Annotated in this window: 15 protein-coding genes and 6 pseudogenes; 16 read left to right on the plus strand and 5 right to left on the minus strand. The window is 58.2% G+C overall.

What is annotated here, in order from left to right; all coding sequences use genetic code 11:
* The 12 genes and pseudogenes from EN914_RS01285 to EN914_RS01330 all read left to right on the plus strand — a co-directional run.
* On the plus strand, nt 1–655 hold a 655-nt coding region (locus EN914_RS01285), incomplete at its 5' end, for an ABC transporter permease (protein WP_164778639.1).
* A 1-nt stretch (nt 656) separates the two neighbouring features.
* Nucleotides 657–1,550, plus strand: a complete 894-nt coding sequence (locus EN914_RS01290; RefSeq protein WP_024505674.1) for an ABC transporter permease — start codon at nt 657–659, stop codon at nt 1,548–1,550.
* A complete protein-coding gene (locus EN914_RS01295) occupies nt 1,547–2,566 on the plus strand; it encodes an ABC transporter ATP-binding protein (protein WP_024505675.1) in 1,020 nt (339 codons plus the stop codon). Before EN914_RS01290 ends, EN914_RS01295 begins: the two co-directional genes overlap by 4 nt.
* Complete coding sequence (locus EN914_RS01300; protein WP_024505676.1) at nt 2,563–3,606, plus strand: ABC transporter ATP-binding protein; 1,044 nt, start codon at nt 2,563–2,565, stop codon at nt 3,604–3,606. The genes EN914_RS01295 and EN914_RS01300 overlap by 4 nt, the downstream gene beginning before the upstream one ends.
* A gap of 115 nt (nt 3,607–3,721) precedes the next feature.
* Complete coding sequence (locus EN914_RS01305; RefSeq protein WP_024505677.1) at nt 3,722–4,852, plus strand: serine hydrolase; 1,131 nt, start codon at nt 3,722–3,724, stop codon at nt 4,850–4,852.
* Between the two features lie 273 nt (nt 4,853–5,125).
* Entirely contained in the window at nt 5,126–6,454 is a 1,329-nt protein-coding gene (locus EN914_RS01310; RefSeq protein WP_024505678.1) for an FAD-binding oxidoreductase, read from the plus strand.
* Between the two features lie 191 nt (nt 6,455–6,645).
* Nucleotides 6,646–7,174 (plus strand): annotated as a pseudogene (locus EN914_RS38990) (transposase); the annotation flags it as partial.
* Between the two features lie 117 nt (nt 7,175–7,291).
* On the plus strand, nt 7,292–7,456 hold the full coding sequence (locus EN914_RS38995; RefSeq protein ID WP_245265442.1) for a transposase: 165 nt from the start codon (nt 7,292–7,294) through the stop codon (nt 7,454–7,456).
* A 31-nt stretch (nt 7,457–7,487) separates the two neighbouring features.
* A pseudogene (locus tag EN914_RS39820) lies at nt 7,488–7,794 on the plus strand (ATP-binding cassette domain-containing protein); the annotation flags it as partial.
* 420 nt (nt 7,795–8,214) lie between these two features.
* Complete coding sequence (locus EN914_RS38245) at nt 8,215–8,361, plus strand: hypothetical protein (RefSeq protein ID WP_155925016.1); 147 nt, start codon at nt 8,215–8,217, stop codon at nt 8,359–8,361.
* A 5-nt stretch (nt 8,362–8,366) separates the two neighbouring features.
* A pseudogene (locus tag EN914_RS01325) lies at nt 8,367–8,604 on the plus strand (transposase domain-containing protein); the annotation flags it as partial.
* The gene (locus EN914_RS01330; protein ID WP_024505897.1) at nt 8,591–8,824 is read left to right on the plus strand and encodes a hypothetical protein; all 234 of its coding nucleotides are present in this window, start codon (nt 8,591–8,593) and stop codon (nt 8,822–8,824) included. The pseudogene EN914_RS01325 and the gene EN914_RS01330, both read left to right, overlap by 14 nt.
* 17 nt (nt 8,825–8,841) lie before the next feature.
* Here the strand turns inward: EN914_RS01330 and EN914_RS01335 are convergent, their stop codons facing one another.
* Nucleotides 8,842–10,497 (minus strand): MFS transporter, encoded by a 1,656-nt coding sequence (locus EN914_RS01335; RefSeq protein ID WP_024505898.1) that lies wholly within the window; start codon nt 10,495–10,497, stop codon nt 8,842–8,844.
* A gap of 161 nt (nt 10,498–10,658) precedes the next feature.
* Here EN914_RS01335 and EN914_RS39010 point away from each other — a divergent pair.
* Nucleotides 10,659–11,271, plus strand: a pseudogene (locus EN914_RS39010) (transposase).
* Nucleotides 11,272–11,376: 105 nt separating this feature from the next.
* Here the strand turns inward: EN914_RS39010 and EN914_RS01345 are convergent.
* The 4 genes from EN914_RS01345 to EN914_RS01360 form a co-directional block, all read right to left on the minus strand.
* Nucleotides 11,377–12,573 (minus strand): hypothetical protein, encoded by a 1,197-nt coding sequence (locus EN914_RS01345; RefSeq protein ID WP_024505891.1) that lies wholly within the window; start codon nt 12,571–12,573, stop codon nt 11,377–11,379.
* Nucleotides 12,574–13,289: 716 nt separating this feature from the next.
* Complete coding sequence (locus EN914_RS01350; protein ID WP_338101330.1) at nt 13,290–14,438, minus strand: mandelate racemase/muconate lactonizing enzyme family protein; 1,149 nt, start codon at nt 14,436–14,438, stop codon at nt 13,290–13,292.
* A gap of 575 nt (nt 14,439–15,013) precedes the next feature.
* Complete coding sequence (locus tag EN914_RS01355; RefSeq protein ID WP_024505661.1) at nt 15,014–15,943, minus strand: 2-oxoglutarate and iron-dependent oxygenase domain-containing protein; 930 nt, start codon at nt 15,941–15,943, stop codon at nt 15,014–15,016.
* Nucleotides 15,940–16,647: a class I SAM-dependent methyltransferase gene (locus EN914_RS01360; RefSeq protein ID WP_024505660.1), complete on the minus strand. Its 708-nt coding sequence runs from the start codon at nt 16,645–16,647 to the stop codon at nt 15,940–15,942. Before EN914_RS01360 ends, EN914_RS01355 begins: the two co-directional genes overlap by 4 nt.
* A 770-nt stretch (nt 16,648–17,417) precedes the next feature.
* Here EN914_RS01360 and EN914_RS01365 point away from each other — a divergent pair.
* The 3 genes and pseudogenes from EN914_RS01365 to EN914_RS01375 all read left to right on the plus strand — a co-directional run bounded on the left by EN914_RS01365 (nt 17,418) and on the right by EN914_RS01375 (nt 21,130).
* Nucleotides 17,418–18,656: an acetyl-CoA carboxylase biotin carboxylase subunit family protein gene (locus EN914_RS01365; RefSeq protein WP_024505827.1), complete on the plus strand. Its 1,239-nt coding sequence runs from the start codon at nt 17,418–17,420 to the stop codon at nt 18,654–18,656.
* A gap of 163 nt (nt 18,657–18,819) precedes the next feature.
* A pseudogene (locus EN914_RS01370) lies at nt 18,820–19,574 on the plus strand (IS5 family transposase).
* Between the two features lie 215 nt (nt 19,575–19,789).
* A pseudogene (locus EN914_RS01375) lies at nt 19,790–21,130 on the plus strand (IS5 family transposase).
* Nucleotides 21,131–21,178 lie beyond the last annotated feature (48 nt).

Consider the following 21,178-nt stretch of genomic DNA (forward strand, 5'->3'; position numbering starts at 1 on the left):
GCCTTATACGATCCAACTGATCCTGGTCTCCATCTCCTGTGCGGTTGCGATAGCCGTGCCGCTCGGTTGCTACTCGGCCATGCGGCGCAACTCCCTGGTCGACCAGGTGGCCGGCGTCGTGACGGTCGCCACAATCGCCATTCCTTCCTTCGTCGTGGCGGTTTACGCGCTGCTGATTTTTGCGGTGACGCTGCGCTGGTTGCCAGCGATCGGGGCCGGCAATGGCTTCTGGGATGGACCTATCCATCTCGTCCTTCCGGGCTTCGCAATAGGGATTGGCTGGGTCGGCTACATTTCCCGGCTGGTACGCGCATCCATGCTTGAGGTTCTCGGGGAAAACCATGTGCGCATGGCTCGCTCTTTCGGAATCTCGGAATGGCGCATCGTCGCGCGCTACGCGCTGCCTCTCGCGATCCTGCCGACCGTGACCATACTCGGGGTAGGGATAGCGTGGCTTCTTTCGTCGGCTGTCTTCATCGAGGTGGTTTTCGCGAGACCTGGCATCGGGGCTTTGATTGTCAACGCGGTCCATACGCGCAACTACCCGATTGTGATGGGCGTCGTGCTGGTCAGCACCTTCCTTATCGTTTCGGCTACGACGCTCTCGGATGTAATCAACGCGTTCCTCGATCCGCGAACCCGGGAAAAGCTCTGACATGGCGATCGTTGAAAGCATTCTTCCCGAAACCAACGATGCAATGGCTGCCGAAAGCTCTCGCACCTTCTTGCGGCAGTTTCGACAAAACCTTCTGGGCATGCTCGGAGCAGTTCTTGTCATATTCATAGCAGCAACCGCGATCTTCGCTCCGCTGATGATCACGCATGATCCGATCAGAATCATGGTCGGGCCGCGTCTTGCTGGCCCTTCACTCGATTTTCTGCTGGGCACGGACCAACTGGGCCGTGATACATTCTCCCGCGTCGTCATGGGCGGCCGCATCCCGCTCCTCGTTGCCTTCGCCTCTCTCGGCAGTTCACTGGCAGTCGGTCTAGTCCTTGGTTTGATCGCGGGCTTCGGTCCCCGCTGGCTCGACAATTTGCTACTGCTTGTCTTCGATACGATCCGGTCGTTTCCGAGTATTATTTTCGCGCTGGCCATGATCGCCCTTCTGGGACCAAGCTTAGCGAGTATTATTCTCGTCATCGCGATAACGTCCATGCCCATTTACGCGCGTGTGGTGCGCACCCAGACGGAAGCGCTGCGTAGCAGTGAATATATTGCGGCAGAGCGCAGCATGGGGGCCGGAACAACGCGCATTCTCGCCGTGCACGTACTCCCCAATGTCCTCGGCCCGCTTCTCATTCTGGTGAGTATGGACGTGCCGGCCGTCATCGCCGTAGAGGCGGGTCTCAGCTTTCTCGGCATGGGCGTGCGGCCACCGACGCCCGATTGGGGAGCTATCCTCAACGACGGCTATAGCTACATTAACCAGACCCCTTGGCCGGTGATAGCTAGCGGCATCCCGATCATCCTCGCAACGCTCGGCTTCACGTTCCTGGGCGAAGCGCTGCGCGACATATTCGATCCGAAATTGCGGAAAGACCTATGAGACGCAAAGATCCGAAAACGCAGCTCTCGTCAAGCCGCGCGCTTCTTGAGATCCGTGACCTAAATCTCGATTTCGGCACGCCGCGGGGGCGCGTCCATGCCCTGCGCAATGTGTCGCTCGATGTGCCAGCCGGACAGGTGGTTGGCATCGTCGGAGAAAGCGGATCTGGAAAATCGACACTCGCCTACACAGTGATGGGCCTACTTCCAGAGAATGCAGATGTGACATCCGGCAGCATTCTGTTCGAATATAAAGACCTGCTCAAAATGCCAACTCAGGCGCGTCGGGGACTGCTTGGCGATCATCTTTCGATGATCTTCCAAGACCCGATGACCGCACTCAATCCCGTGCGGACCATCGAGAGCCAGATGATCGATGTCCAGCACCACGAGCAAGGAAGCTGGGGCGAGAAACGCGCCCGTGCCATCGACATGCTTCAACGGGTCGGAATTCCCGATCCGCAAAGCCGTATCGGCGCCTATCCGCATCACTTCTCAGGTGGCATGCGTCAGCGCGTTTGCATTGCCATGGCGCTTCTTGTGAAACCGACGCTCCTCGTCGCCGACGAGCCAACCACTGCGCTCGATGCAACACTGGAAGTGCAGATCATTCATTTGCTCAAGGATTTGCAAAAAGAGATCGGTTGCTCTGTGCTGTTCGTTTCCCATCATCTCGGTGCGGTTGCTGAGCTGTGCGACCGGGTCGCCGTGATGTATGCTGGGGAAGTGGTTGAGCAGGGAGCTGTCCGGGACATCTTCCATAATCCTGCTCACCCCTACACACGCGCGCTGCTGGAGTGCGATCCCGGGCGGATCAAAAAAAGCACGCGCACTTTGCCGACCATTCCGGGCGAGGTGCCCAGTCTCCTAGGCACCAAGGTAGGGTGTATCTTTCGGACACGTTGCCGGCAAGCGTTCGATCGCTGTGGGCAAGAGAACCCGGTCGAGTACCGCATCGGCGTAGACCAAGTCGCCCGATGCCATCTCCTCGACAAAGAACTGTTGGTTTCGGTATGAGCGCGCTGCTCCGGGTTGAGGACCTGCGGGTACGTTTCCGCACTATGGGTCCGCTTAAGGCGCTTGCAACCGGGACGAGAGCCCCTTTCATTGACGCGCTATGTGGTGTGTCCTTTGAAATCCGCAAGGGCGAGACGCTGGCCCTTGTCGGTGAAAGCGGCTCGGGCAAATCCACTATCGCGCGCACGATCATCGGCCTGCAGCGGGCTGTGAGCGGCAGCATCAGCTTCGATGGGCAGGAAATTGAGGAGCTCAGCGGGGCTGAACGCAAGCCCTATTTGCGGCGCATGGCGATGATGTTCCAGGATCCTATCGGCTCACTCTCGCCGAGGCTGACAGTGCGATCGCTTCTCACAGAGCCCTTTCGCATCCATGGGCTAAAGGATCGCGATGTCGAAGGGGAAGCGGAGCGACTGCTTCGAATGGTCGGCTTGTCGGCGGAATTTGCTCGTCGCTACCCCCATCAGCTCTCCGGTGGTCAGGCCAGGCGCGTTGGTATCGCGCGTGCTCTTGCGCTAAGTCCGGACTTGCTTATTGCCGACGAGCCGACCGCAGGCCTCGATGTTTCGGTGCAGGGCGAGGTGCTCAATCTTCTCGCGAGGCTTCAAACCGAACTTGGCATGGCGATCCTGATCATCACTCACAATCTCAATGTCGTACGCCACATGACCGATCGCATGGCGATCATGTATCTCGGCCGCTTTATTGAGGTCGGCGCGACCGAGCGTATTTTCGATCAACCGCGACATCCCTACACCGAGGCGCTGCTTGCGGCCAATCCTGAGCCTGACCCAGATGCGGTGCTCAACAGGATCGAGCTCAAAGGTGAGGTGCCGAGCCTCATGAGGCGGCCATCCGGCTGCGAGTTCCACACCCGTTGTCGTTACGCGCAGGATATCTGCAGCCGCGTCTTCCCCGAACCTTCAGCGGGCCAAGAGGATAAGAAGCACAGCTTCAGATGTCATTTTCCGATTGCGGGGGACATCCTCCCGACCTCGGAACGTCCCAAGCTCTCTATAGGCAAAACGCGCTCCCGCTAGCGCGCCCATTTGTCTCTGCCATCGGTGATCTGAAGATAGCAACCAGAACGCTGACGAAGTGACTCGTACACTTCCAAGGATCCCGTGAACTTACACCAACTGAAAGGCCGACTGAATGTTGCTTGCCTCAATCCCAAATCCCGACCTCTTTACTGGTAGCGACAACAAGCCACGTTGGGCCTCGCCCGACCACCGCCGCCATGGCTGGCACAACCTCCACAGGCTCGCCCGCTACAGTCTTTCCTTCCGCGCACCATCGGTCTTTCCATTGTTAAAGCAGCTTGATTGGGCGATCGGGGCTCGGCCCGAGGTCGCGCGTTTCCTCGCGATGCAGCATTTCTCCGCCTTCGTCGTGGTCAAGGGCAACCACGTCCTATATGAGGCCTATGCCCCCGACTTTGGTCCCGATAGGACGCAAAGCATTCAGTCAGTGACGAAGACCACGCTGAACCTTATGCTCGGCCGCGCAGTCGCCGATGGCTTGGTGGATCTCGACGAGCGGATTGGCACTTACTTGCCAGAGATCGGCACGGGCTACGCGGAGGCGACTGTCAGGGCAACAGCCGATATGAATGTCGTCAATGACTTTACCGAGGACCTCAGCGATCCCAATACGAAGTGGTGGTCCATGGAACGCGCCATGGGCTGGCGACTGCCGCCGGAGGGCGAGAAGGAGGGTACAATCCGCTCCTTCCTCTGTGGGATCACCAGCGACGATGTTGTGAACCGCACCGGACAGTCGCTCTACAAGTCGACCAACAGTGAGATCATCGGCTGGGTAATTGAGCGTGCTAGCGGCCGGCCGCTGCGGGAGTGGTTGATCGAAAACGTCGAGGCAGCCGGTCTTGAGGGATGCTTGCACATTACGTGCGATCGCGAGGGCGTGCCGCTGCTCGACGGCGGTGCTTGTCTCTCTGCTCGCGATCTGGCGCGCCATGGTCTGCTCTTCGCCCGCAAAGGCGAGGGTGTTGACGGTCGCCGCGTAGGCAATGCCGACTTCATTGAAGACACCCGTCACAATCCTGGGCCTTCTTACGGACAGAAGTCACTTCGCTATAGTCGCCAAATGGTAACCGACGGCACCTGGCTCGGCCACGGCGGTTGGGGCGGTCAGTACATGGTTGCGAATCCAGATACCGGAACTGCCGTTGTCTACTTAAGCGTGCTCGAGAACTGGAGCGCCTGGGACTGCAACTTCGCTGACCAGCTCACGGCAATGATGGCTGATCTTGCTGCAGAGTTGTGAGCTGCTCGGCATCTCGCACTGAAGGGCGGAGGTTTCACGTTCGACGCCCAACGGAATAACCTTCGCGGGATTCAGCGGCGGACGTAGGAAATCCGAGAGTGTGTTCAAAACTGGGCGGATTTGCCCCAATGCACAAAAAACGAACATCGGTGGGGCTGTATCTGTACGCCGGCAACTTGGCTCAGTCGAGCAAGATTCGGCGATTAGGCTTCGATGTTGTGAGCTGGTCAAATTCATGGAGGCGTTGGTACCGAGGATGGGAGAGTAATTGAGATGGGCCTGTTTGTCGAACCGCTTCCAAGCGAAAACCGGCTGCCGTCGAAAGTTGACGTAGTTGTTGTCGGTGGCGGGATTGTTGGCGCGAGTGCGGCGCTCTTTCTGGCGAAGCGTGGCGTTAAGGTGGCGTTATGCGAGAAAGGGAATATTGCAGGGGAGCAGTCCAGTCGCAACTGGGGCTGGGTAAGGCAGGGTCAGCGTGACCCTCGAGAATTCCCTCTGATGATCGAAAGTCTGCGTCTCTGGGAACGCATGAATGAAGATCTGGAGTCTGAGTCGGGATTCCGCCGAGCCGGTATTCTATTCGCGTCCGATAGCGATGAGAACATTGCCCAAAATGAGGCATGGCTCTATGAGGCGCGTCAGCATCAAATCGACGCTCGTATGGTTTCTGGCTCAGAGCTTCAGCGACTTACACCCGGAGCGGACAAACGCTGGAAAGCCGGGCTTTTTTGCGCAACCGATGGGCGGGCCGAACCGCACCTGGCTACGACCGCGATCGCATTAGCTGCCCGCCGCAGTGGAGCTTCGGTGCTCACTAATTGTGCTGTGCGTGGATTGGAGTTGAGCGCCGGCAGTGTGTCTGCCGTCATCACCGAACATGGCCGAATTTGTTGCTCAACTGTCGTAGTAGCGGCGGGTGCGTGGTCTCGTCGCTTTCTCAAGGATCTCGATATAACGTTGCCTCAGTTGAAAGTCTTAGGAAGTGTGATGCGCACATCTCCGGTCGAGGGCGGCCCTGAAGCGGCGCTCTGGAGCACCGAGTTTGCGTTGCGCAAACGCATTGACGGCGGCTACACTATTGCCAATGGACACGCCAGCGTCGTCTCGATTGTCCCCGACAGTTTTAGATTCTTCGCCAACTTCTGGCCAGCCTTGCGATCGGATTTTAAGAACTTGAGGTTGCGCGTCGATGATCGATTCATAAAGGAATGTTCGGAATCGCACCATACACCGCCCGACCGAATTTCGCCATATGAGAGGACCCGCGTCCTCGATCCAGCGCCAGATAAAGCAAGTCTGCGTAGAACGTTCGAGCGATTGAAGAAGGCGTTTCCGGTCTTTGCTTCAGCCACGGTTGTTCAGCAATGGGCGGGGTTGATTGATGTGACCCCTGACGCAATCCCAGTCATCTCACAGGTTGATGCTGTCCCGGGTCTCATAGTCGCGACAGGATTTTCTGGCCATGGTTTCGGCATAGCTCCGGGCGCGGGGCGCTTGGCTGCTGATCTCGTCAGAGGCACTCCCCCCGTCGTTGATCCCACGGACTTTCGTTTTTCTCGGTTTACCGATGGGACGCGTGTGAGACCGCTAACGGGCGTTTGAAGGGAAGACATAAAATCGGGAAGGTGCTCGCGCAGAAACGGGCTGCTTCATCTTGCAGAAGCAGAACTCTAACGACGCAATACGGAGGAGGCCTCAAGGAGGGAACGATCAAAGTTGCAATTTGTTCTACGACATTTCCGGCGCTTCTGTGCGTCGCGCCGAAAAGATGAAGCGACACTGCCGAGCAAAAGATCTTTCAAAGGCCGTCATTTCGACCGAGCCTGCGCGATCTGGAGGAGATGATGGCCGAACGCGGCCTGAACGTCGACCATTCGACCGTGCACCGCTGGTCGTTCACTTCTCGCCCCAGCTTCTGGAGCGCTTCAACGGGCGCAAGCGCGCCCTCACCGGCAAGTGGCACATGGACGAGACATGCATCAAGATACGCGGCGAACGGATGTATCTCTACCGTGCCGCTTCTTCCAGAAAGCCCTGGAGCGCCACGGCAGACCGGATCGCATCTTCATCGACGGTAGCCCGACCAATCATGAGGCGATCATTTCCTGCGACGCCGAACTACCGTCTGCGGAATCGATCGCGACGAGCGCTGAAGCCGATCCGCTCCGCAACAGCAAGTACCTCAACAATCGAGACCGAGCAGACCATCGGCACATCAGCGCCGCGCTGGGTCAACGCTCGGCTTCAAGTCGATGGCCGGTGCCTATGCCGTCCTTTCCGCGTCTCGAGATGGTTCACATGATGCGCAAACGGCAGGCAAGGGGCGATATCGTCGCCGAGTTAAGCGGCGCCGCGGCGGCCGAAGATCTTGCAGCGGTGCCCGGGCGCGCGCGGCAACGAAGGCTGTGGAGTTGCACCGAGAAGCGCTCGTTGGTCGACATGGCGGATGCGGCGGGGTCATCGGTGACCGAGGTCGCGGAAGCATTCGGCGTAGCTCCGTCACAGCTCTATGCATGGCGCAAGCAGATGGCCGGCGGCGAGCTTGATGCCGATCGGGCGATGGCGATCTTCGCACGGATCGACGTGAGCGATCGCCAGGTGTAGAACGCCCCGTCGCCGATTGCCCGAATCCAGCCTTGCCGAATTCGCCGATGCTTTTCCGAGGCAGCTTTCCGGCGGCATAGCGCATCGCGTCGGCATTGCCCGGGCACTCACCGTCCAGCCCGAAATCCTTGTGCTCGACGAGCCGCTGGGGGGGCGCTGGACGCCATGACCAAGATCGCATGCAGGAGGAACTGGCGCGCATCTGGAGAGAGGAGAACGTCACCATGGTGATGGTCACCCATGACCTGGAAGAAGCGATCTATCTAGTCGACCGGGCGCTGATCCTGCCCAAGGACAAAGGCGGCGCGGCGCGATTGATCGACATCGACATGCCTCGCGATGCCGTCGGCAACTCCTGCGCGCGCTCATCAAGGACGTCGTGGCGGACGTCGATGACGAAGCCCGCGATGTGATCCTGACCATCTACTGGCATGGAGCCCAGCACTCGCAGGTGCGTGTGCGCAAGCCCAAATCCGGCGAGCATGGGCAGCATACGCCCGAAGAAGCCCTGGCGATCATGCGAACCATGGCAACGCGATGGTCCGACGCCGATATTGCCGCACCCTCAACCGCATGGGCATGCAGACGGGCCAGGGAAAGACCTGGACCGCCGGCCGCGTCCGGTCGCTTGCGCACGGTGCACAAGATCAGCGGCTACCGATCCTCCGACAAAATAGCGAATGGCCCACCATGTCGGATGCGGCCGGGAAGCTCGGCGTGTCGCACGTGAAAATCCGCCGTTCATCAGGGATGGCCTCTTGCCGGCCGAGCAGGTCATGCGCGGCGCGCCCTACCAGATCCGCGCCAGCGACCTCGAAGACGAACGGATCAAGGCCGATTTGGCGCGCAATACTCCGCGTCGCATCGACTACGACAACCAGGAATCGCTGTTTTCCGCCATTTGAAGAATCTCGGAAGAAAGTCCTGGCTGTTCTGCGGTTCCGATCGCGGCGGACAGCGCGCTGCCGTTCTCTACAGCCTGATCGTCAGCGCCAAGATGAACGATATCCCCGCAGGCCTGGCTCGCCGACGTCCTCGCCCGACTGCCCGCCTATCCGGCACATCGGATCGATGATTTGTTGCCGTGGAATTGGAGATCCGCAAAACTGCGACCCAACCAGCTGCGGCCTGATCATGCAGCGCAATAACGTGCATCACGTCTACACCGTCGAACGTATCGCCTGGGAACTCGGCGTCAGCGAAGCGCTCATCCACGAACTGCCCCTCGCTGCCGAGCCCGAGGACGGCGTCATCTGGGTGTACGGCGCCAATGATGACAACGGGATCTTGGCCTTCACCGATGAAGGCATCGAGGAGCTCAAACTCCTCCTCGAAGAATATCATCGCGTCTCCCCATCGAAAGCTTGACCCCAGCACTCCGGTGCTCAGGTCCTCATGGCCGCCGGATACGCACGTCTGCGGTCTTCAGCGGATGCGTACGTTGCGTCTGTCGTTCGCTGAATGGAAAGAACTGTCTGCGGAGGCACATCTCCATCATGCAGGGCCAGAAGATGATCGCCGACTTCCTTGTCCGCCGACGTGAGCCGATGATTTAGGCGGAGAAAATCCATCCATGTCGGCGTGCGGAATGTCTCCGTCCAAAGCGAGGGCGTTTGAAGGTTTCGCTGAAGCGTCCAGTTTCGAGCACCGGCACGGCTCTGAACATGACGCCGGGTCCGCATGTAGCCCAGAAAGGCGTCGATGTTCTCCTCAGGTATGGAATACTCGGTTTTGGCAACGATAGGGCCACTTCTCGGTTTCAGATCGAGTGCCAGTTCCGGCGGATGGAAGCCGGAACTCTCTTGATCCGTTTCTTCCCGGGGTCCCACCGGCAACACTATTCCCGCAACTGCCACCAGCAACAGGGCTAGTGCGGCGCCCTCCAAAGCCCATGTCAACGAGTAATTCTGCGTGACAGAACCCCAGATCCAGCTGCCGGCTGCCATACCGCCGGCGCTCAAGGCGTGGTAGATCGAGAGCGTGCGGCCAACAACCCACCTAGGGCTTGCCAGCTGCACCGACAAGTCAATGCCCGTCCAAGTGACTAGCCAACCCGCCCCACCGAGCGCTAACGAAATGGCCGCCGCGGCAATCGAAGAAGTAACTGCAAGGCAAAGGCAACATGCTGCACAAGCGACGGACGCGAACGCCACCAGCCTGTTTTGAGACGTGATACGCCTTAGGTAGCTGTTGCTCATGCCAGCGATGAAAGCACCCATGCCGAAACTGGCTAGTAGGACGCCATAGGCGATTGGGCCGCACTTCAACTGATCCCGGACGACGAGAGGGAGCAGCGCAAAGATCGCTATACTGGTCACCCCGAAAAGAGCTGCTCGGGCGATCGCCGCCCTGATCTCCAAGGACATCGCCGTGAAGCGCACGCCGTCATGAATTGCCGTCGTCATCATCTCGCGAGGGAGAGGAGAGGAGCGGACTTGCCATTTGGTGCGCCATATTGCGCTTAGAGGGATTAGATCACTGAGCGCAGCCAAGGCGAAAGCGGCCAGAGGTCCGAAGAAGGCCATGATCACGCCGCCCAAAGCCGGTGCGATGCTGCGCACGATGTTGTACCCGACCGACACAAGCGTCACCGCGGCGGGAATGTCGCGCTTATCGAGGATATCGCCGACGGAAGCATGCCAAGCCGGATCGGTTAGCGCAAAGCCGCAGCCGGCCAGGAAACTCAGTCCGAGTATGAACCAGGGGCTGACAAACCCCAGCCCGACAGAAATCATCAGCGTCGTCGATGCCGATGCTATGAGGCAGTGGCCCGCAAACATCACCCACCGGCGGCTGAAATTGTCGGCGATGGCTCCGGCAAGGATCGAGAGGAAGAACACCGGCAATGTCGAGGCAGCCTGAACAATCGCAACCATCAGATCGGAAGCCGAAGTAGTTGCCATCAGCCAGCTGACGGCAACCGTTTGCACGAGCCAACCCAGGCTGGATATTTGTGTGGCCGTCCAGATCGTGCGAAACACCGGGTTCCGAAATGGAGCGAGCGTTGCTGAAATAGGCAGCTGGTGATCTTCGCGCTGCATGATGTCTGACTGCCTTCGACTAAGCGTTTACTTCGGTAACGGTTGCTGGAGTAATGTGACAAACAAGCTGAAATTGAGAGTGCGGTCGCGTCCAAAGACTTCAATTGTTGATGGCAACCACAGCTGAGGGTTCTGTCGCAAAACGGAATGGCAACCCATATCTGGCACGAAGGCCTCTCTTTTTTCGGGGAGCTCGCTTGCTATGTTCAAAGGCCGTATTTCGACCGAGCCTGCGCGATCTGAAGGAGATGATGGCCGAACGCGGCCTGAACGTCGACCATTCGACCGTGCACCGCTGGTCGTTCACTTCTCGCCCCAGCTTCTGGAGCGCTTCATCGGGCGCAAGCGCGCCCTCAGTGGCACTTGGACGAGACATGCATCAAGATACGCGGCCAACGGATGTATCTCTATCGTGCCGCTTCTTCCAGAAAGCCCTGGAGCGCCACGGCAGACCGGATCGCATCTTCATCGACGGTAGCCCGACCAATCATGAGGCGATCATTTCCTGCGACGCCGAACTACCGTCTGCGAAATCGATAGCGACGAGCGCTGAAGCCGATCCGCTCCGCAACAGCAAGTACCTCAACAATCGAGACCGAGCAGACCATCGGCACATCAGCGCCGCGCTGGGTCAATGCTCGGCTTCAAGTCGATGGCCGGTGCCGATGCCGTCCTTTCCGCGTCGAGATGGTTCACATGATGCGCAAACGGCAGGCGCGGTTCGCCTATTCACGCCCCTCAATCGCCGAGCAGTTCGAAATCCTTGCAGCATGATCATCGGCGCGAAAGCGTCCCCTTGTGACCAAAAGCACGATTTGCGACAGAACCATGTAAACTGTTGCGCACTTTACCCCCGTCAATTTGGACTATTCTCAGCGCCTACATGGGAAGTGAAATCGTTTTAATAACGTCGCTCAGCGGCCGATATGGCAAGCCTTTTTTTTCTGCCGACAGAGCATGGGTCAGGTGGCCACCATAGCAACAGACTCCGTCACACAGGCTTTCATCGTCAGTAATGGTCTGCACGGATTTGAGACTGGCGATGTAACGGATGTAAGGGAAAGTTCGCGCTGTGAGCAGCCGCGTAGCGGTGTTGGCCACCATTGATGGAATGTGATCGCAGTTGTAATGCACGACATTTTCTTCGCGATACGAGTGGTAGAGCGATGCAGAAGAAGTACAGGTTTCGATCAATTCGCGATCACAGGCTGTACAGTCGCACAGTATGCTGCCTCTCTGCATGGCTCCAACCATGCTGCGGTCGATCAGGTACTCCATTTTTCGCTTCGGAAGATCGGAGCGACGCACCGCACAGTTGAGGACGATGTCCATCTCCGACAGTGCCGCCGCAATCGTGTCCTGAGTGCGTGAAGGATCTTTGTTATTCATGACGATCAGGTTGGTGTCGGTTGCGCCGATGTAGTCGACGCCTTCGGTTTCGAAGCGCGCGTTGGCTTTGCAATTGAAATCCTCACGCCCTCGAGTGACAACTACGGTCAAGGCAATCCCTAGGTCCGACAAGTATTTGAATGCGGACAGACCGATATTGCCGCATCCGATGATCAGAGCCCGCCCTCCGGGAAGACCGCTCTCATTTCGCGGGCAGAACACTCCTTTTTCCTTGGAGCACAACTCCAACGCCCGCTGAGCGAAGAGATAGCCAGTCAGTTGGCTCATCGGCTCAAGCAATGGATACCGGCTAGCTTTTCCCACCCACTCGTAAGCGATTCCCAGAAAGCCTCTACTGATGAGTTCAGAGACGTCCCGAGGATCAACGTTGTTCTCATCAAAATGCAGATACGTGAATAAGATGTGATGCGGAGCATAGTCAGAATATTCTGAGCGCAGCGGTTCCTTAACCTTGAGGAGGAGCCGCGCCCGGGCGAGGACCTCATCTTTCATCGCAAGCTTCCCTCCGCAGACCTGATAATCCGCGTCCGAGAATCCGGCCCCTTCCCCGGCACCGATTTCAACATAAATGTGGTGACCGAGGCGCGAAAGAGCTTGCGCCTGGATCGGCTGGAGTGCGACACGTCGCTCGTCTTCTTTGATTTCCTTCAAAACACCGATGTTCATCGTTGAAACTACCTTTGCAGTCTTCGGCCACGCTGCTATCCAATCCGCTGTCATTCCGTACGCACCGTTTTAGTGTGGCACTTTGTGTAGCGGTCTGGCTCGGGGGTGTCGGTTCCAGTGTCAGACAATACGCCGAGCCGCCGCTGAGCAGGGAGGAGAACACGAGGTCACTGATGCGAAATAGCCCCGGTCCGTGAGTTGTCGCTGGAGCCGTGGGGCTGCAGCTAGAGAGGTCAGTCTCCTTCCAATTCCAATCCGGTTGAGGCAGGCGCTATAGAAAAGATTTCTGCTGCGTTCTGTGCTCCGGCGGGGCTCCAAGCATTGGCATCAATTTTTTCAAACATGCCTTATCAGATCCCAGGCGGAACATACCTCGTGTTCGGATTGGCGGCTGCGAATTTTCTGTTAACTCGATTTGCTTTTTTGTTACAAAAAGCTGGAATGCAACGAGTGGATTGTAGGCGAACCTCGCCTGCCGTTTGCGCATCATGTGAACCATCTCGACGCGGAAAGGACGGCACGGCTATAATCATGCCGTCCTTGCTTCAGTCGTAGGTGAGCGCCTGCAATCTCATCTCGGTATCAAGAGCCCGGGTCAGGAAAACGGTCTGCCGTCAGATGGTAAAGGCGTCCTGCGACCGAGCCTGTCCTCCAGCTTGTCGAGCACGGCTGCAACCTCATGTCGCTTCAAACGCTACTCTAACTTTAACGCTGCTCTAACTTATAATGGCAGCCGGCTGGCCAAGCCTTTCAGCATCTGGATTTACGCCGATGCCTGGGGCTTCCGGCGGCGCGATATGGCCACTGTTGCGATTTGGGGTGTGTGTATCGAGCCGCGGAGTAACGTAGCCCGATAGATCGCACGTATTCATGATCCGGCTTGACGGGGTCGACGCCGCCAAGTGGAGGATTGCGCCCGTGGTAACATCCGATCCCCAAGTGTCCTCGATGCACATCTGGGGGCCGAGGTGCAGACACAGATCGCGAAGTCGCCGAACGGCACTAAGCCCTCCCGATTTGGAGAGCTTTAGGGCTACGGCATCCATACAGCCAAGATCATAAGCCCGAAGCAGCGAAGCCGTATCGTGCGCGTTTTCATCGATCTTCATCGGCAGCCCGGTTGCCGCGCGAACAGCGGCACACTCCTCAAGAGTTGCACAGGGTTGCTCCAGCATGATGTCGTATGCTGCGACAGCCTTGCCAACGCGTGTCGCATCCAAGCGAGAAGCCGCGCAGTTCCAGTCGCCATAGACGAGGGGACCCATGCCAACAGCCTCTCGTACAAGACGTAGCCGAGCGACGTCGGCTTCCCAGTTGATATCGGCACCTAACTTGACCTGAAACTGCGTCATACCGTCTGCCTGTGCCTCTCTAGCGATGACGGCCATTTCATCGGGCGCGATACAGGTGATCGAGTGGTAGAGCGGTATGCGAGCCATCTGGCGTCCACCGAGAAGCGCATAAAGAGGTAGCTTCGCGACTTTGCCTGTGATGTCCCAAAGAGCCAGGTCAAGGGCGGATTTTGCGTAGGCATGCCCCTGTAGCCAACTGTCAACCCGGCTCATTAACGCTTCCGGGCCGATCGGATCAGCTCCGATGATGACAGGCGCAAGATATTCCAGCGCGGGGCGCACGCCTTCAGCATAGGCAGGTAGATAGTGGGGAATCGGACAAACCTCACCCCAGCCAGAGATACCTTCCGACGTATCTACGCGGAGCAATATTGAGGTGACAGTATCGCAGGTTTTTTTATCTGCCATGTGATAAGGAACATAGCTGGTCAATGGCACTTGCCAAACTACTAGTCGTGTAATTCTCATTGCTGTCGCCGCTCCTTCGTTTGCGATGCTCTCGAATAATTGCATATGTGTCTGCTAACCGGATCCGGATCGCACCGCTGGCTGGCGCGCAATGGTCCCTCATGTTAAAGTTCGTAGTGATGCTTTACCGTTTTGCGTGACGGTGATTTCTTTCTAAGAATCCTCCCTTTGGCGGTCCATAAGGCGCTGGATTCAGGCGGGCCGAGTGGGCGAACTTGCCGGTGTCGCGCCCCAATAGTGGCCGCGGGTGCAGGTTACCCTAGCGATGACTAGTTCGACTGGTTCGTTAAGAACGCCGGTCGCCCGCAGTTGGGGACGGAAAACAACCGCGCCGACAGCGTCGGCCCCTCGCGACGGACAAATTCTTTCGCCAGATTCGGTCCAATCATGCTAGCTGCAGGGCCACTTCTTTTGTGACGTTTCGCATGGCCAACCCGGTCGGTGTTGTCGAGGCGGTACAATTCAGCATGAACCTAATTGCGTCAGAATCCATTTTGCCGATCCAGAGTGCTGCCTCCGGCGATTGTTATTGAAACCGTCCTAGTCCGCGTTCCCGCCTCGTTGCGGAAATCGCTCGCCCTAGGATCTCCTGATATGCGTCATCGAGAAAACCGAACGGCTTACTGCAACTCTCGCGCGCGTCCGGCGCCATTCCTGGTTTCCCAGATTGACTCGAAGTTGCGTAGCATCACTTCCGCGACGCTGAAGGTGTGCTTTCCTTGCCGGGAAGTTAGGCGAGCGTCGATGTCAGGATAGATAAAGAAAGGAAGGGAAATTCGTTCGGCCGGACCACTGTGTACGACCCGATGCGGTGTGCTCCTGAAGCGGTCGTCGCTTAGGGCCTGAAGCATGTCGCCCAGATTGACCACGAGACTGTCGGGGAGGCTCGGCGCCGGCATCCAACGCCCGCCGAACCACACCTGCAAGGAGCGCGTGGGGAGTTCCTCCTGCAGCAGCAGCGTGAAGAACCCGTTGTCGGTATGCTTTCCAGCTGTGCCGCCAGTAGATGGATATCGGATCACGCGTTGGAGGACCGTCGGCGGGCTGAAATGGCGTGGGAACCAGCCCTCTTCCATATCGAGCAGGTCGGCCAGCGCGGTCCCGAGCTGCGGCACAACCTCGTTGACCACGGTAGCCTGCAGAGCAAGCAGGCTTCGAGCGAAACCAGGAGCTAACGCGTCATCCGGAAGGCGTGTGCGACCAGCAAACGGACGCCGGTCACCTTCATTCTCGATTCCGAGGTCGAAGATTTCCTTCGGATCGGGGCCGGCGTCGGGATGTAGCACCTCCCCGTGCAATGGACTGTACCCACGAGCGGTAGCAGGGTACACGTTTTGTGCGGAGTGACCGAAGCGTTCCTTTGCCGACTGTGGCAACGCGAAGAACCGCCGGCAAGCCTTGATCGCTTCGGAGATCTGTTCTTTCGGGATTCCGTGCTCAAGGTAGAAGAACCCGTACACCTCGCAGGCCAGGCGAAGGCGATCGCGCTCTTCGTGTCGCGTTGCATCGGATGACAGTTTCGCCAGTGAGATTTGCGGTAGCGTGATCATTGTTGCTCCTTCATTGGTGCGTTGGCTTTATCGGTCACCTGGAAAACCCAGTAATGCGCGCCCTCCTCCGCGATGTATTTTCCGTCGTTGAGACATTGGGCCGTCACAAGCACGCCCGTATCCTGTAGACGCCGCACTTCATCCCCAAAGGATGTGGTCTCCGCATAGCTCTTGCGGGTGCTTGCGATGATGAATCCGTTGGGGCGCGTCACGCGAGCCAGTTCGCGCAGTGCGTCCGGTCGGATGTGCCCGAGCGTGAAGACGCCGCAGCAGACCGTAATGTCATAGCTCGCGGTGGAGTAGCCGGAGAGCGGCCCGTTAAGGTCGACATCGCCTCGGACATGCCGGTATGCGCGGGTTTTCCGGGCCTGTTCGGCCATCTCCTCGGAGAGGTCGATCCCGTCGATCAACCGGAAGCCGAGGCGTTCCAGTTCCACGCCGACGAGGCCCGTTCCGCAGCCGGCGTCCAGGATTGCGATGGCTGCTCGCTTATTGGCCAAATAGGCTGTCTGCACCGTGCCCGCCAGTTCCGCAACAATCGCCGGCCCGCAGTATTCATCCCGGCCGACATCCAACTCGTAGGAACTTGCCCATTCACGATAAAAGCGTGCCAAGCGATCGACGTCGCCGTCGAGCGCATGGGAATCCTTGATGCGTTTGCGTGCGGCTTGCTCCAGTGCGGTCCGCTGATCGAGGGTATTCATGTCAATTCCTCCGTATAGGGGCAAATTAGGTGCGGTACAGTTCTCATCGGCGGCGCAATTGCCGCGAACCTTGCGATCATTGGTCGCCCCATGCTGCCCGTACCAATGAATCCTACGCGTTCGGCGCTACGGAAACAGCCCGCTCTTAAAGTCGCTACATTAGACTTCCGAAAGCATTAATTTGCTTCGAAAGGTTATGTTTCTCTTACCCATATTTGACGTCAGAATAGGGACCAAACTCGTCCTGACGACAAGCGAAAATATGTTAAAAAAGTATGTGAATTCTGTAAGGCGACTTTATAATTAGCTCTAGAAAACTCGAATACAATCGAGAGCTGTTCGACAAAAGACGGAATGCGCGGAACCCGTGGAAATTTCGCGTTGGTGGGCGTTACGGAACCGTGGGAGACCAGGAACTTCCGATCCTGACAATCTCTCCGTCGAAAGCGCGCCAGCAGCCAAAGGTCGTATCCACGCTTTCAAGCTTCCAAAAGAAGCTTCGAATCAGAACGTAGTCTTAACGATTTTACGGCCTTAGGCTGATCCTACCCCGGCCAATTCGTCAGTCTCACTGCCTGACCACCACTCGCCAATTCGCGCGCGGACATTGCCACAGATCTTTCAAGTAAGTTTGCACAATCTTTACGACCGCAAATCGCTGAAAATGGTACGTTCACGACAATGATAGGAGGTCAGTCCGAAAAACAATGCCTATGCAAACTGATGTATGCTCAGACGGCCGAATAGCAAGCGACATGAGGGCAGCAGCCATGACAAGAAGAGCGCTCATATTGATCGAAATCTATCCATGGGACGTTGGTCCGCTCTACGTCCAAGCGGCTCTGCGTCTTGGTCTTCACCCAATTATCCTTTCGGCTGATCCAGCTCGGTACAACCGTCTGACGCCGCAAAGCATCGTCATTCGTGTCGATACAGACAACCTCGACGCGCTGATCCACGAATGTCTTCAGCTCCGTGCGAACTATGACATTGCTGGGATTACAAGCACCGGTGACTCATTCTATGCGACAGTTGGAAAGCTCTGCCGGCATTTCGATTTACCCGGACCCGACCCCGAATCCGTTGAACGGTGCTGCGACAAATTAGTTCAACGTCAACTCCTCGCGGAGGCGGGCGTCCCAATACCTGCTTATCGTTTAGCAGCGAACGCGACGGACATAGAACGCTCTGCCACAGAGATTGGCCTACCAGTGATTCTTAAGCCGGCCGAAGGGAGTTTTAGCTGCGGAGTCCGCTTGTGCCGCACCGTCGATGAGTTATTCGAACATTCGACCTATCTGTTGGGCGGGAAGCATAAATGGCAGTCTTCGCCGAGGATACTGGTCGAAGAATTCGCACAAGGCCCGTATTTTAGTGCGGAGATAATGGGGAATGACATCATTGGGATCGGGACCGCTGACTTGGGCGATCTTCCATACTTCGTATTTCGAGAGTGCGCCTTCCCGGCCGCGCTGGCCTATGACCAGCGTAAGTGCATCGCCGAAGTTTCGCTGAACTGTTTGCGAGCTCTCGGCCTTGGCTGGGGGCCAACAGGCATTGAGTTCCGGTGGACGATGCGTGGTCCAGTCGTCATCGAAGTCAATCCACGTCTTCCTTGCACACCAACTCCCCAACTGATTCGGCTGGCTTACGGCATCGATCTTGTCACCGAGCACATCAAGCTGGCGATCGGCGAGGCATGGGATTTGCAAAAAAGGCAATCCCACACTGCAGCCGCGCGGCTACTTGTTCCAGACCGCGATGGCATAATTGATTCGATCGTTGGCGAGAGTCGGGCGGTCGCACTATCCGGTGTCGCCGAGGTAAATTTCCGCGTTGAACCCAAGACGCCGATTCTCAGGAAAGGCGATTCCCGAGACTGGATTGGCTATGTCATAGCCGCTTCACCTAGCCTTGCGCGGACGGAGGAGATACTTGAGCGTGCCGTCAGCTTGATCGATTGGTCGATCACACCGTTTTCGACCCGCGGCGAAACAGGAACAACTTGAGGGCCTTCGCCGCGGAGGGTGGGCGCAGACCAAAAAATTTCACTTGGATGTCGGCGACATGATGGAGCCCGAAGACGAACTAGAGCGTGTCTTCAGTTAGGGGATTCCCAAATCAGTGTTTGAGTGCTTCATAGGTGGTCGGTTTGATTTGGGGAACCGACCGATGCGGCGATACGGACTTCGTGACGACCAGTGGGATCGGGTCAAGGATTTCCTGCCCGGCCGTGAGGGCCATGTGGGCGGAACGGCGCAGGACAACCGGCTGTTTGTCGAAGCGGTGCTCTACCGCTACCGGGCGGGTATTCCCTGGCGCGACCTGCCACCACGTTTCGGGGACTGGAAGATTGTCTGGCAACGCTTCGACCGGTGGGCCAAGAGTGGCGTTTTTGACCGGATCTTCAAGACTTTGGCCAGTGATCACGACAACGAGTACATGTCGCTGGACGCAACCATCGTGCGGGCTCACCAACACAGCGCCGGCGCCCAAAAAAAGCGAGCGAAAACCAAGCCATCGGACGCTCCCGAGGCGGACTGACCACCAAGATCCACGCCATGGTCGACGCCTTGGGCAACCCCGTCGGCTTCTCTTTGACCCCCGGCCAAGCCTCCGATCTTGGCCAAGCTGGGCCGCTGCTCGATCAAGTCGACCCGCAAGCCCTTCTTGCGGACAAGGCCTACGACGCCGACACCCTCATCCAGACTCTCAAGGATCGCCGAATCACCCCGGTCATCCCACCCAAGGCCAACCGCCTCATCCCGCGCCAGACCGATTTCGCAATCTACCGCGAGCGCAATCTCGTCGAGCGGTTCTTAAACAAGCTCAAACACTTCCGCGCCATCGCCACGCGTTATGACAAGACCGCGCGCAATTTCCTTGCCGTCGTCCAACTCGTCGCCATAACTTTCCTCCTCAACTGAGGACACGCCCTAGTAGTCGTCCCTGAAGAACCCACTTGCTAGTCGACCGTGAACTATCCGCAAGCCATTGATCTGGCCTGGGAAGCGGATAGCGTCTTTTGAATTGCAGGTTAGCGGTATTTGGACGCTGTTTTCCTGCAATTCGGTTTTCGATTCCCTTGTGCTGCGGAGCGTGATTCACTCGGTTCGGCGGCAGCGAATCGAGGGGACGGCGAATGTCCAGGCCACGCGAGAAGCGTGAGACGGGAGAGCAGGACCTGTTCCGCTCCCGGCTCGACCAGATCATCAACATGCAGCACGAGCTGGTGCGGCTGGCGCAGGCGATCGACTGGCCGGTGCTGGAGGAGCGTTTCGGCGCGTCTATTCGGATGGTCCCGGCATGCCGCCGCTGCCGACCCGGTTGATGGCGGGCTGGCGATCCTCAACACACCTTCAACCTGTCGGACGAGGTGCTGTGCGAGCGCTGGGTGGAGAACCCCTACTTCCAGTATCTCACCGGCGAGACGTTTTCTGCCATACGCTGCCGTTCGACCGCTCGTCGATGATGCGCTGGCGCAGCCGTATGGGCGAGGAGCGGATCGTGGTGCTGTTGCAGGAAAGCCTCAGCCTTGCGGTCAAGACCGGGGCGATGAAGCCGGCCGACACGCGCACTGATCGTCGACACCACCGTGCAGCCGAAGAACGTCATGTTCCCAACCGACGCCAAGCTCATCCACCGGGCGCGCGAACGGCTGGTGCGGCTGGCCAAGAGGACGGGTCTCCATTTGCGCCAGAGCTATGTGCGGGTCGGCAAGCTGGCGCTGATCAGCCACCAGCGCTATGCCCACGCCAAGCAGTTCAAGCGGGCCAACAAGGCGCTACGCAAGCTCAAGACCTATCTCGGCCGGACCATTCGCGACATTGGTCGCCAGATCGCCGGCGATCAGGGGCTGGACGCGCTGTTCAAATGGCCGCTCTACCAGGCCGCCACCGTTCTCGAGCAACGCCAGCGCCAGCGCGGCCGCAAGATCTACAGCCTGCACGCGCACGAGGTGGAATGCATCGGCAAGGGCAAGGCGCATGCGCCCTACGAGTTCGGGGTGAAGGTGTCGGTGGCCACCACGCTGAAGCGCTCCAAGGGCGGCCAGTTCGCCCTGCATGCAAAAGCGCTGCCCGGCAATCCCTATGACGGCCACACGCTGGCAAGCGTCATCCCCGACATGGAAAAGACCATCGGCAACGAGATCGGCCGCATCCTCGCCGACGCCGGCTATCGCGGCCACAACGCACCCCAGAGCCACAAGCTCAGGGTCTTCACCGCGGGCCAGAAACGCCGCGTCACCCCAGCCATCAAGCGCCAGATGCGACGGCGGTCGGCGGTCGAGCCCGTCATCGGCCACATCAAGAACGAACACCGCATGGGCCGCAACTACCTCGCCGGCCAGCAGGGCGACGCCCTCAACGCCATTCTGGCCGCCGTCGGATACAGCTTCTCCCTCCTGCTCAGGTGGCTGAAGGGATTTTTGTGGCTTCTCATCGCAGCCCTACAAAGTCAGCCGAAAGAGCTCGAAGCCTGATCCCTCTCATTGTTCACGGCCGACTTGCTATGCTGCCGGCTTGCGCAT

It is taken from the genome of Mesorhizobium sp. M7A.F.Ca.CA.001.08.2.1, assembly GCF_003998455.1.
Lineage (GTDB): Bacteria > Pseudomonadota > Alphaproteobacteria > Rhizobiales > Rhizobiaceae > Mesorhizobium > Mesorhizobium ciceri.

Excerpts from the sequence above, each read along its gene's own strand:
- EN914_RS01290 (WP_024505674.1), top strand. The coding sequence starts at position 657 with ATGGCGATCGTTGAAAGCATTCTTCCCGAAACCAACGATGCAATGGCT.
- EN914_RS01295 (WP_024505675.1), top strand. The coding sequence starts at position 1,547 with ATGAGACGCAAAGATCCGAAAACGCAGCTCTCGTCAAGCCGCGCGCTT.
- EN914_RS01300 (WP_024505676.1), top strand. The coding sequence starts at position 2,563 with ATGAGCGCGCTGCTCCGGGTTGAGGACCTGCGGGTACGTTTCCGCACT.
- EN914_RS01305 (WP_024505677.1), top strand. The coding sequence starts at position 3,722 with ATGTTGCTTGCCTCAATCCCAAATCCCGACCTCTTTACTGGTAGCGAC.
- EN914_RS01310 (WP_024505678.1), top strand. The coding sequence starts at position 5,126 with ATGGGCCTGTTTGTCGAACCGCTTCCAAGCGAAAACCGGCTGCCGTCG.
- EN914_RS38995 (WP_245265442.1), top strand. The coding sequence starts at position 7,292 with ATGGCGGATGCGGCGGGGTCATCGGTGACCGAGGTCGCGGAAGCATTC.
- EN914_RS01330 (WP_024505897.1), top strand. The coding sequence starts at position 8,591 with ATGCAGCGCAATAACGTGCATCACGTCTACACCGTCGAACGTATCGCC.
- EN914_RS01335 (WP_024505898.1), bottom strand. The coding sequence starts at position 10,497 with ATGCAGCGCGAAGATCACCAGCTGCCTATTTCAGCAACGCTCGCTCCA.
- EN914_RS01345 (WP_024505891.1), bottom strand. The coding sequence starts at position 12,573 with ATGAACATCGGTGTTTTGAAGGAAATCAAAGAAGACGAGCGACGTGTC.
- EN914_RS01350 (WP_338101330.1), bottom strand. The coding sequence starts at position 14,438 with ATGCAATTATTCGAGAGCATCGCAAACGAAGGAGCGGCGACAGCAATG.
- EN914_RS01355 (WP_024505661.1), bottom strand. The coding sequence starts at position 15,943 with ATGATCACGCTACCGCAAATCTCACTGGCGAAACTGTCATCCGATGCA.
- EN914_RS01360 (WP_024505660.1), bottom strand. The coding sequence starts at position 16,647 with ATGAATACCCTCGATCAGCGGACCGCACTGGAGCAAGCCGCACGCAAA.
- EN914_RS01365 (WP_024505827.1), top strand. The coding sequence starts at position 17,418 with ATGACAAGAAGAGCGCTCATATTGATCGAAATCTATCCATGGGACGTT.